We start from the raw sequence: 10,895 nt of genomic DNA on the forward strand, positions 1-10,895 counted from the left end.
CCACGTCACCGACTACAGCAAGTGCCACACCACCGACGTCAACAACCTCACCTTCGCCTGCGGCCCCCACCACCGCCTACTAAGACCCGGCGGCTGGACCACCCGCAAAAACACCCACGGCGACACCCAATGGATCCCACCCCCACACCTCGACACCGGCCAACCCCGCACCAACACCTTCCACCACCCCGAAAAGCTGCTGCGAAACGAGGATGAGTACGACGGGTGGTAACCCGGCTGGGGACCTGAACTCCAGTGATCAGCCTTCTGAGAAATCTGGCACTGTGATCGCGCCGTCTTCGGCTAGCGAGAAACCCGGGTTGTAGGCGACCTCCCACGCGTGACCATCGAGATCGCGGAATGCGCCCGCATACCCGCCATAGAACGTGTCGCCAGCAGCACGCGTGATCGTCGCTCCGGCATCTTCTGCCGCGGCGAGGATCTCGTCCACTTCGGAACGCGAGCGCACGTTGTGTGCCAAAGCGATACCACCGAAGCCGTCATCGCCTTGGTCGGCGATGCCGAGATCGGCCGAAAGCTTGTCGCGCGCCCACAGGCTCACCGCGAGACCGCCGGCCTGAAAGAAGACCGTTTCCTGCACTTCTTGACCGCGCCAGCCGAGGCGTTCATAGAATCGGTAGGCGCGATCCAGATCGGCAACGCCGAGGGTGATCACACTCAGCCGTTGCTCCATGCTCACCCGGCCAGCGTCGCGCGGGTGCACACGGTGACGTAGGGCAGCGCCAAGCCCGTCGAATTCGCCAGCGCCGGATGGGTGGCCAGCAATTCGCGCACCTGATCGAGCGTCCTGGTGCGGACCTCGGTCGGCGAGGTGATGCAATAGCTGCGGGACGCGACGAGATCGATCAGCGCTTGCGGCGTAAGGTAACTCGTCCACTCCACCTGATGATGCGCCACATCGGTGAACGGCTCGGGCAGCGTCACCCGGGTGCGGCCGTCGCCGTCGCTGCCGATGATCTGGCCCAGTTCGCGCACCCAGCCGAGGCGTTCGTCGCGGGTGTTCCACACCAGACCCAGCCGCCCGCCGGGCCGCAACACCCGGGCCACCTCGGGCACCGCGCGCTCGGGATCCACCCAGTGCCAGGCCTGCGCCACCAGCACCACGTCAACGCTGTTGTCCTCCAACGGGATCTCTTCCGCGGTGCCCAGCAGCGCCCGGGTCTCCGGTAGCGAGGTGCGCAACACCTCGAGCATGTCCGGGATCGGGTCGACGGCCACCACGTCCAGGCCGCGCTCCACCAGTCGGGTGGTCAGCTTCCCCGTGCCGGCACCGAGGTCGAGCACTCGGCGCGCCCCGACCGGCAGCAGCCAGTCGATCGCTTCCGGGGGATAGGAGGGGCGCCCACGCTCGTAAGCCGCGGCCGCCGAGCCGAACGAGAGGGAGCGGTCTTGCCGCGAGCGCGTCACGATTGCGACGTGCCTTCCCCGTCGTCCGCCAATGCCAGTGTCTGACGGATCAATTCGCCGACGGCGTCGGTTTCGACCAGGAAGCCGTCGTGCCCTAACAGCGAGTCCACCACCCGCAGGCCGGCGCAGCCGGGCAGCTGCTCGGCCAGCTCCTGCTGCAAGCGCAGCGGGTACAGCCGGTCGGAGGTGATGCCGCCGACCACCACCGGAACCGGGCAGCTAGACAACGCGTTACGAACCCCGCCACGGTTTCGGCCGACGTCGTGACTGTTCAGCACCTCGGTCAGCACCACGTAGCTGCCCGCGTCGAAGCGCTCCACCAGCTTGTCGCCCTGATACTCCAGGTAGCTCTGCATGGCGTAGCGGCCGCCGTTGTTCGGATCCTCGCCGTCCTGCCCGTGGTTGCCGAACCGGGCGTCCAGCTCGGCCTCACCGCGATAGGTCAGGTGCGCGAAGCGACGGGCGATCGCCAGCCCGGCGTCGGGCGCGAAGCCGGTGTCGTGGTAGTCACCGCCCTGCCAGTTCGGGTCGGCCTTGATCGCCGCGATCTGGGTGGTCTGGGTGCCGATCTGATCGGCGGTGGCCCGCGCCCCCACCGCCAAAAGCAGACCGGCCCGTACCCGGTCCGGATAACCGACGATCCACTCCAAAGCCCTTGCACCACCCAAAGATCCGCCGACCACCGCGGCGACCCGTTCGATCCCCAACGCGGCCAGCGCTGCGATATCGGCGTCGACCTGGTCGCGGACCGTGATGCGGGGAAACCGTGAGCCCCAAGGCTTTCCGTCCCGGGCCCGGGAGCTGGGTCCGGTGGAGCCGCGGCAACCACCCAGCACGTTGGTGGCCAGCGCGCACCAGCGGTTGGTGTCGATGGGCGCGCCCGGCCCGACCATCCCGTCCCACCAGCCGCCGGTGGGATGCCCGGGTCCGGCCGGCCCGGTGATGTGCGAGTCGCCGGTCAGCGCGTGCAGCACCACCACCACGTTGTCGCGCGTCGGCGACAAGTCACCCCAGCGCTGGATGGCGATGTGCACGTCGTCGATGACAGCGCCGCCCTCGGTGGTCAGCGAGCCGATGTCGACGAAGCCGATTTCGCCTTCTTCGGGCAGCGTCTGGGTGGGGACGCCGGAGATCGCCATCGCCGGGCTCCTTAGAACGCCGCCACGGCTTGCGGGTCGGTGCCCGACGCCCCCGCGCTCACACCGAATTTGGCTGCCGCGGCGAAGCCGAGCTCGAGGTCGGCCAGGATGTCGTCGATGCCCTCGATGCCGACGGCCAGCCGCACCAGGCCGGGACTGACCCCGGTGCTCAGCTGCTCCTGCGGGCTCAGCTGGGCATGCGTGGTGGACGCCGGGTGGATCACCAGCGAGCGCACGTCGCCGATGTTGGCGACGTGGCTGTGCAGCTTCAGCGCGTTCACGAACGCCTTGCCGGCCTCGACGCCGCCGGCCAGCTCGAACGCCAGCACCGCGCCGGTTCCCTTGGGCGCCAACTTCTTTGCCCGCTCGTGCCACGGCGAGCTGGGCAGGCCCGCGTAGTTCACCGACAGCACGCCGTCGTGGCCGGCCAGGTACTCGGCCACCCGCTGCGCGTTGGCGACGTGGCGCTCCATGCGCAGGCTCAGCGTCTCGATGCCCTGGGCGACCAGGAACGCGTTGAACGGCGACGCGGCCGACCCCAGGTCGCGCAGCAGCTGCACGCGCGCCTTGAGCGCGTAGGCCGGCGGACCGAGCTCGGCGAACACCACACCGTGGTAGCTCGGGTCGGGGGTGGTGAATCCCGGGAAGCGGCCCTGCGTCCAGTCGAAGGTGCCGCCGTCGACGATGACCCCGGCGATCGCCGAGCCGTGGCCGCCGAGGTACTTGGTGGCCGAGTGCACGACGATGTCGGCGCCGTGGGAGAACGGCTGAATCAGGTACGGCGTGGCGATGGTGTTGTCGACGATCAGCGGGACGCCGTTGCCGTGCGCGACCCCGGCGACACCGGGGATGTCGAGGATGTCGATCTGCGGGTTGGAGATCGTCTCGGCGAAGAACGCCTTGGTGTTCGGCCGGACCGCGGCCTGCCACGAATCCAGGTCGTCGGGATCCTCGACGAAGGTTACCTCGATGCCGAGCTTGGCCAGCGAGTAGTGCAGCAGGTTGTACGTCCCGCCGTAGAGGCGCGGGCTCGACACGATGTGATCTCCGGCACTCGCCAGGTTCAATATGGCGAAAGTCTCAGCGGCCTGCCCGGAGCTCAGGAACAGCGCCGCAACCCCGCCCTCGAGCGCGGCGATGCGCTGCTCGACGACGTCGGTGGTCGGGTTGCCGATCCGGGTGTAGATGTTGCCCGGCACTTCCAGCCCGAACAGGGCGGCGGCGTGCGTGGTGTCGTCGAAGGTGTACGACGTGGTCTGGTAGATCGGCAGGGCTCGGGCGTTGGTGGCCGGGTCCGGCTGCTGGCCGGCGTGCACCTGCTTGGTCTCGAACGACCAGTGCGCGGTCGGATCGGTGTCGTGATCGGCGTTGTCGGAGGTCACGGGATCGCTTTCTGCTGGTAGGGGAATGTGCATCGGGCGGCCGGGACGCGAGGATGAGGCGTCCACCGGCGGCGCGGATTAGCAGCGACGCACGAGCGGGCGTGATTGGGTCGGGAGAATGCACATCACGTTTCCCTGTCTACTCAGGGGCCCGTCATGGCGGACCCGCGCTTGCCGGATAGCCGGTGTGTGTGGCTACTCAACCTGGTCATCACCCGGGGCACCCCACCGCGGTTGGAGGGTTGCCGGCCAGCAAGCCGGGGCTTGATGCTGGCGCTCATGACCAATACGAAGATTATCTTACTGTGCCGACTCAGTGCTAACCCCGGCGGTGCGCGTGCAGGTCGACACCTGTCCAAACACCCTTGATAACGTGGCAGTCAGAACGCTGAGCCCCCAAAATTTCCAACCCATCATTGACGCCGGGAGAGGGATCGTGAGCGCCGAACAGCCGACCGTCATCTACACACTGACCGACGAAGCGCCGCTGCTGGCGACTTATGCGTTCCTGCCTATCGTGCGTGCCTTCGCCGAGCCGGCGGGCATCCAGATCAAGACCAGCGACATCTCGGTGGCCGCCCGCATTCTGGCCGAGTTCCCCGAGCACCTGACCGAAGAACAGCGGGTGCCGGACAACCTGGGCGAACTGGGCCGGCTGACCGAGCTGCCCGACACCAACATCATCAAGCTGCCGAACATCAGCGCCTCGGTTCCGCAGCTGATCGCCGCTGTCAAAGAGCTGCAGGGCAAGGGATACAAGATTCCGGACTTTCCGCAGAGCCCAAAGACGGACGAGGACAAGCAGATTCGCGCCCGCTACGCCAAATGCCTTGGCAGCGCGGTAAACCCGGTACTGCGGCAGGGCAACTCGGACCGGCGTGCGCCCAAGGCGGTCAAGGAGTACGCCCGCAAGCACCCGCACAGCATGGGGGACTGGTCGCCGGCCTCGCGCACGCACGTCGCGACCATGCGGCACGGCGACTTCTACCACGGTGAGAAGTCGATGACGCTGGACCGCGCCCGCAACGTGAAGATGGTGCTGGAGACCAAGGGCGGACAGACCCTGGAGCTCAAGCCCGAGGTCGAGCTGCGCGACGGCGACGTCATCGACTCCATGTTCATGAGCAAGAAGGCCCTCGTCGAGTTCTACGAGGAGCAGATGCAGGACGCCTACGAAACCGGCGTGATGTTCTCGCTGCACGTCAAGGCGACGATGATGAAGGTGTCGCACCCGATCGTCTTCGGTCACGCGGTGAAGGTCTTCTACAAGGACGCCTTCGCCAAGCACCAGGAGCTCTTCGACGAGCTCGGCGTCGACGTCAACAACGGCCTGAGCGATCTGTACAGCAAGATCGAATCGCTGCCCGCGTCGCTGCACGAGGAGATCATCCGCGACCTGCACGCCTGCCACGAACACCGCCCCGAGCTGGCCATGGTCGATTCGGCCAAGGGCATCACCAACTTTCACTCGCCCAGCGACGTGATCGTGGATGCCTCGATGCCGGCGATGATCCGCGCCGGCGGCAAGATGTGGGGCGCCGACGGGCGGCAGAAGGACACCAAGGCGGTCAACCCCGAATCCACGTTCTCCCGCATTTACCAAGAGATCATCAACTTCTGCAAAACCCATGGGCAGTTCGATCCGACGACGATGGGCACGGTTCCCAACGTCGGGCTGATGGCGCAGCAGGCCGAGGAGTACGGCTCGCACGACAAGACTTTCGAGATCCCCGAGGACGGCGTCGCCAACATCGTCGACCTCGACAGCGGGGAAGTGCTGCTGACCCAGAACGTGGAGGAGGGCGACATCTGGCGGATGCCCATTGTCACCGATGAGGCGATCCGCGACTGGGTCAAGCTGGCCGTCACCCGGGCGCGTAACTCCGGCATGACGGTGGTGTTCTGGCTCGACACCGAGCGACCGCACGAGGTCGAGCTGCGCAAGAAGGTCAAGGCGTACCTGAAGGAGCACGACACCGAGGGCCTGGAGATCCAGATCATGCCGCAGGTGTGGGCCATGCGGTACACGATCGAGCGCGCGATGCGGGGGCAGGACACCATCGCCGCGACCGGAAACATCCTGCGCGACTACCTCACCGACCTGTTCCCGATCCTGGAGCTGGGCACCAGCGCCAAGATGCTGTCCATCGTGCCGTTGATGGCCGGCGGCGGCATGTATGAGACCGGGGCGGGCGGTTCGGCACCCAAGCACGTCCACCAGCTGGTGGAGGAGAACCACCTGCGGTGGGATTCGCTGGGCGAATTCCTCGCTCTCGGAGCGTGTTTCGAAGACATCGGCATCAAGACCGACAACGAGCGCGCCAAGGTACTGGGCAAGACGCTGGATGCCGCGATCGGCAAGCTGCTGGAGAACAACAAGAGCCCGTCGCGCAAGACCGGCGAGCTCGACAACCGCGGCAGCCAGTTCTACCTGGCGCTGTACTGGGCGGCCGAACTGGCGAAGTCCGACGACGAGGAGTTGCGCCAGCACTTCGCCCCGCTGGCCGACTCGCTGGCCGAGAACGAAGAGACCATCGTGTCCGAACTGGCCGAGGCGCAGGGCGAGACGGTCGACATCGGCGGCTACTACTACCCGGACAGCGAGAAGACGACGGCAATCATGCGGCCCAGCAAGACATTCAACGAGGCGCTAGCGGCTTCAACCGGTTAGGGCCGCAAGCAGGAAGCCGGACTCGACATGGCAGGCGAAGCCAAGATCAAGGTCAAGGGCCGCGTCGTAGAGCTCGACGGTGACGAAATGACCCGCGTCATCTGGAAGTTCATCAAGGACCTGCTGATCCTGCCGCACCTCGACATCGACCTGGACTACTACGACCTGGGCATCGAGCATCGCGACCGCACCGACGACCAGGTGACGATCGACGCGGCCTACGCCATCAAGAGACACGGCGTGGGCGTCAAGTGCGCGACCATCACCCCCGACGAGGCCCGCGTCCAGGAGTTCAACCTGAAGAAGATGTGGCTCTCGCCCAATGGGACGATCCGGAACATCTTGGGCGGCACCATCTTCCGTGAGCCCATCGTGATCTCGAACGTGCCGCGGCTGGTGCCGGGCTGGACCAAGCCGATCGTCATCGGCCGCCACGCCTTCGGCGACCAGTACCGGTCGACCAACTTCAAGGTCGACAAACCCGGAACCGTCGCAATCACTTTCACCCCCGCCGACGGCAGCGAACCGATGGTGCACGAGATGGTGTCCATCCCCGACGACGGTGGCGTGGTGATGGGGATGTACAACTTCAAGGACTCCATCCGCGATTTCGCCCGCGCCTCGTTGCAGTACGGGCTGAACGCCAAGTGGCCGGTGTACCTGTCCACCAAGAACACCATCCTCAAGGCCTACGACGGCATGTTCAAAGACGAGTTCCAGCGCGTCTACGACGAGGAGTTCAAGGACGAGTTCGAGGCGCAGGGACTGACCTACGAGCACCGGTTGATCGACGACATGGTCGCGGCCTGCCTGAAGTGGGAGGGCGGCTACGTGTGGGCCTGCAAGAACTACGACGGGGACGTCCAGTCGGACCTCGTGGCGCAGGGTTACGGCTCACTGGGGCTGATGACGTCGGTGCTGATGACCGCGGACGGCAAGACGGTCGAGGCCGAGGCCGCGCACGGCACCGTCACCCGGCACTTCCGCCAGTACCAGGCCGGCAAGCCGACCTCGACCAACCCGATCGCCTCGATCTTCGCCTGGACGCGCGGACTGGCGCACCGCGGCAAGCTGGACGACACCCCCGAGGTGATCGAGTTCGCGCAAACCCTGGAGAATGTGGTGGTCTCCACGGTCGAGAGCGGGAAGATGACCAAGGACCTGGCCATCCTGATCGGCCCCGATCAGGAGTGGCAGCGCAGCGAGGAATTCCTCAACTCGATCGCCGAGAACCTGGAAAAACGGCTGGCTAGCTAGCCGGTGGCTGGTGCCGGTCCGCACGCCGGTCGGCCCCGGCGGCGCATTCGTCGACGAAGTCGGCGATGACCGCGGTCACCCGGTCGGGCGCCTCGAACATCGGCACGTGCCCGACGCCGTCGAGCTCGGTCATCTTCGTCCCCTCGGGCAGGTAGTCGGTGAAGTGCCGGTAGAACCTGCTCGCGGGCACCACGCGGTCCTTCTCGCACAGCACCAGCTGGACGGGCACCGCGGTGTCGGCCAACTGCAGCAGGCCCGGATCCAGCAGCGACTTGACGAGCAGCTGGAAGTACGCGGGGCAGTGCGCGGCGTCATCGACGACGACGGACAGCTGCTCGGAGCTGATGCCGTCCGGCCGTGCCGTGAGCGGCAGGGTCGCCAGCCGCCTGCTGAGCGGCAACCGGAGCACCCGCTCACCGAAGAGCCGGGCCAGCGCCAGGAAGGGCATGCCCGCGATGAACTTGCTGATCACCTCGAACTTCACCGGGCTCCACCGCGTCCATCCGCCGGCGGCGCCGATGCCGGTCACGCTGCGCGCGCGCCCGCGCCGCTCCAGCTCGAAGGCGACCCAGCCGCCCAGCGAGTTGCCGACCAGGTGGGCGGTCTCCCAGCCCAGCTGGTCGAGCTGGCGCTCGACGTGGTCGGCCAACACCGACGAGCTCAGCAGCCAGGTGCCCGCGTAGGGCCCGCCGTTGTGCCCGGCCATCGTCGGCGCGAAGACCTCGAAGCGGCCGGTGTCGGCCAGCCGCGGCGCGACCGGCTCCCACACCGTCTGCGACATCAGGAACCCGTGCAACATCAGCACCGGCTCTGCGGAACCATCCCTGGGACCGAGGTGGATCGGCGAACGGGCCGAAGGCGACGCCGAGTGAGCGGGGCTCACGCGGAAGGAGCCGAGCAGACGAGCTTGCGCATAACCCGACAGTAAAGCCGGTACCGCCGGTACCGCAACACGCGGGGTGACGGGCGCCGGTCCGTGCGGCCGCGACGGCCGCGCGTGAAAAGATCGGTGCATCATGAGCACCGCTACCGGATCCAGCCGGATTTTCTCCGGCGTGCAGCCCACCTCCGACTCGCTTCACCTGGGTAACGCGCTGGGCGCCGTCAGGCAGTGGGTCGCGCTGCAGGACGACTGGGGGGATGACTGGGACGCGTTCTTCTGCGTGGTCGACCTGCACGCCATCACCGTCGCCCAGGATCCCGAGGCGCTGCGTCGTCGCACCCTGATCACCGCCGCCCAATACCTGGCGCTGGGCATCGACCCGGCCCGCAGCACCGTGTTCGTGCAGAGCCACGTGCCGGCGCACACCCAGTTGGCCTGGGTGCTGGGGTGCTTCACCGGCTTCGGGCAGGCGTCGCGGATGACGCAGTTCAAGGACAAGTCGCTGCGCCAGGGCGCCGACTCCACCACGGTCGGGTTGTTCACCTACCCGGTGTTGCAGGCGGCCGACGTGCTGGCCTACGACACCGATCTGGTGCCGGTGGGCGAGGACCAGCGCCAGCACCTCGAGCTGGCGCGCGACATCGCCGAGCGCGTCAACAGCCGCTTCCCGGACACGTTCGTGGTGCCGGACATGCTCATTCCCAAGGCCACCGCAAAGATCTACGACCTGCAGGATCCGACGTCGAAGATGAGCAAGTCCGCGGCCACCGATGCCGGGTTGATCAACCTGCTCGACGATCCGGCGGTGTCGGCCAAGAAGATTCGCTCCGCGGTCACCGACAGCGAGCGCGAGATCCGCTTCGACACCGAGGCCAAGCCGGGCGTGTCCAACCTGTTGAGCATCCAGTCCGCGGTCACCGGCGTCGCGATCGACACGCTCGTGGACGGCTATGCCGGAAGGGGTTACGGCGATTTGAAGAAGGACACCGCGGAGGCGGTCGTCGAGTTCGTCGCGCCGATCAAGGCCCGCGTCGACGAACTGTCCGCCGATGTGGCCGAATTGGAGGCGGTGTTGGCCGCCGGGGCGGAAAAGGCCAACGATGTGGCCGGGAAAACGGTCCGGCGGGTTTACGATCGGCTTGGGTTTCTTCCACCAGGGAGCTAGATCCCCAAGGAGCTAGATCCGCTTCTCATTGGAGTCGTGCGATGAGCGAGCCGGCCAAGCCGGGCATTTTCGATCGACTGCGGACCCGCTACGGGTGGATCGACCATGTCATCCGCGCCTACCAGCGTTTCGACGAGCGCAACGGCGGGTTCTTCGCGGCCGGCCTCACCTATTACACGATCTTCGCGTTGTTTCCTTTGCTCATGGTCGGTTTCGCGGTCTTCGGGTTCGTGCTGGCCCGTCGGCCCCAGTTGTTGAGCACCATCGACGACCACATCCGTTCCCAGGTGAACGGCGCGCTGGGTAATCAGCTGCAGGAATTGATGAACTCGGCGATCGATGCCCGAACCTCGGTCGGTGTCATCGGTTTGGCCACCGCGGTGTGGGCGGGCCTGGGCTGGATTTCGCACCTGCGCCAGGCGTTGACGGAGATGTGGTGGGACACCCACATCGAGTCACCGGGCTTCGTGCGCAACAAGCTTTCCGACCTGCTGGCGATGGTGGGGACGTTCGCGGTGATCGTGGTCACCGTCGCGCTGACCACCGTCGGCCACACCGCGCCCATGGCCGCCTTGCTGAAATGGCTTGGCATACCCCGGTTTATAGTGTTCGACTGGCTGTTCTGGCTGATCTCGCTTTTGATCGCGACGCTGGTGTCGTGGCTGCTGTTCACCTGGATGATCGCCCGGCTGCCCCGCGAGAAGGTCAGCCTGACCGATTCGATGCGCGCCGGCCTGATCGCCGCGATCGGCTTCGAGGTGTTCAAACAGGTGGCGTCGATCTATCTGAGGACCGTGCTGCGCAGCCCCGCCGGCGCCGCCCAGGCGGTGCAGAACAGGACGAGATAGGCGGTGATGTAGGCGAACACCATCAACCCCAGCACCGGCCCGAACGCGGCGCCGGCGGGGCTGCGCAGCACGGTCCTCAGATAGATCGACGCCACCTGTTTGAACACCTCGAAGCCGATCGC

At 66.6% G+C, this 10,895-nt stretch carries 8 protein-coding genes, 3 pseudogenes and 1 riboswitch; of the genes and pseudogenes, 5 read left to right on the forward strand and 6 right to left on the reverse strand.

From position 1 onward, the window contains the following. A pseudogene (locus A5622_RS29570) lies at positions 1-232 on the forward strand (hypothetical protein); the annotation flags it as partial. 27 nt (positions 233-259) lie between these two features. On the opposite strand, the gene A5622_RS07145 reads toward A5622_RS29570, so the two are convergent. The 4 genes from A5622_RS07145 to A5622_RS07160 are packed head-to-tail and all read right to left on the reverse strand — an operon-like array spanning position 260 to position 3,982. Next, positions 260-694: a VOC family protein gene (locus tag A5622_RS07145; protein WP_066877569.1), complete on the reverse strand. Its 435-nt coding sequence runs from the start codon at positions 692-694 to the stop codon at positions 260-262. Between the two features lie 2 nt (positions 695-696). Next, a complete protein-coding gene (locus A5622_RS07150; protein ID WP_066863641.1) occupies positions 697-1,428 on the reverse strand; it encodes a class I SAM-dependent methyltransferase in 732 nt (243 codons plus the stop codon). Continuing rightward, a complete protein-coding gene (locus A5622_RS07155; protein WP_066877561.1) occupies positions 1,425-2,567 on the reverse strand; it encodes a homoserine O-acetyltransferase in 1,143 nt (380 codons plus the stop codon). The genes A5622_RS07150 and A5622_RS07155 overlap by 4 nt, the downstream gene beginning before the upstream one ends. A gap of 11 nt (positions 2,568-2,578) precedes the next feature. After that, complete coding sequence (locus A5622_RS07160) at positions 2,579-3,982, reverse strand: bifunctional o-acetylhomoserine/o-acetylserine sulfhydrylase (protein ID WP_369829221.1); 1,404 nt, start codon at positions 3,980-3,982, stop codon at positions 2,579-2,581. 129 nt (positions 3,983-4,111) lie between these two features. After that, a riboswitch (SAM riboswitch) is annotated at positions 4,112-4,234 on the reverse strand. A gap of 151 nt (positions 4,235-4,385) precedes the next feature. Between A5622_RS07160 and A5622_RS07165 the strand changes: the two genes are divergently transcribed. Continuing rightward, positions 4,386-6,620: an NADP-dependent isocitrate dehydrogenase gene (locus A5622_RS07165; RefSeq protein WP_066863632.1), complete on the forward strand. Its 2,235-nt coding sequence runs from the start codon at positions 4,386-4,388 to the stop codon at positions 6,618-6,620. Between the two features lie 27 nt (positions 6,621-6,647). Further along, a complete protein-coding gene (locus tag A5622_RS07170) occupies positions 6,648-7,877 on the forward strand; it encodes an NADP-dependent isocitrate dehydrogenase (protein ID WP_066877565.1) in 1,230 nt (409 codons plus the stop codon). Here A5622_RS07170 and A5622_RS07175 read toward each other — a convergent pair. Further along, the gene (locus A5622_RS07175) at positions 7,870-8,679 is read right to left on the reverse strand and encodes an alpha/beta fold hydrolase (RefSeq protein ID WP_066863651.1); all 810 of its coding nucleotides are present in this window, start codon (positions 8,677-8,679) and stop codon (positions 7,870-7,872) included. The two genes, A5622_RS07170 and A5622_RS07175, sit on opposite strands and share 8 nt — an antisense overlap. A 214-nt stretch (positions 8,680-8,893) precedes the next feature. Between A5622_RS07175 and trpS the strand changes: the two genes are divergently transcribed. Continuing rightward, the gene (trpS, locus tag A5622_RS07180) at positions 8,894-9,925 is read left to right on the forward strand and encodes a tryptophan--tRNA ligase (protein WP_066877567.1); all 1,032 of its coding nucleotides are present in this window, start codon (positions 8,894-8,896) and stop codon (positions 9,923-9,925) included. Positions 9,926-9,966: 41 nt separating this feature from the next. Continuing rightward, a pseudogene (gene yhjD, locus A5622_RS07185) lies at positions 9,967-10,746 on the forward strand (inner membrane protein YhjD); the annotation flags it as partial. On the opposite strand, the pseudogene A5622_RS27955 reads toward yhjD, so the two are convergent. Next, a pseudogene (locus A5622_RS27955) lies at positions 10,707-10,895 on the reverse strand (inner membrane protein YhjD); the annotation flags it as partial. The pseudogenes yhjD and A5622_RS27955 overlap by 40 nt on opposite strands.

Origin of the sequence: Mycobacterium sp. 1245801.1, from assembly GCF_001673055.1 — a bacterium.
Taxonomy (GTDB): Bacteria; Actinomycetota; Actinomycetes; order Mycobacteriales; family Mycobacteriaceae; genus Mycobacterium; species Mycobacterium europaeum_A.

Bases quoted from the DNA above. Each gene is read 5' to 3' on its own strand.
- A5622_RS07145 (WP_066877569.1), bottom strand. From the start codon at position 694: ATGGAGCAACGGCTGAGTGTGATCACCCTCGGCGTTGCCGATCTGGAT.
- A5622_RS07155 (WP_066877561.1), bottom strand. From the start codon at position 2,567: ATGGCGATCTCCGGCGTCCCCACCCAGACGCTGCCCGAAGAAGGCGAA.
- A5622_RS07160 (WP_369829221.1), bottom strand. From the start codon at position 3,982: ATGCACATTCCCCTACCAGCAGAAAGCGATCCCGTGACCTCCGACAAC.
- A5622_RS07170 (WP_066877565.1), top strand. From the start codon at position 6,648: ATGGCAGGCGAAGCCAAGATCAAGGTCAAGGGCCGCGTCGTAGAGCTC.
- trpS (WP_066877567.1), top strand. From the start codon at position 8,894: ATGAGCACCGCTACCGGATCCAGCCGGATTTTCTCCGGCGTGCAGCCC.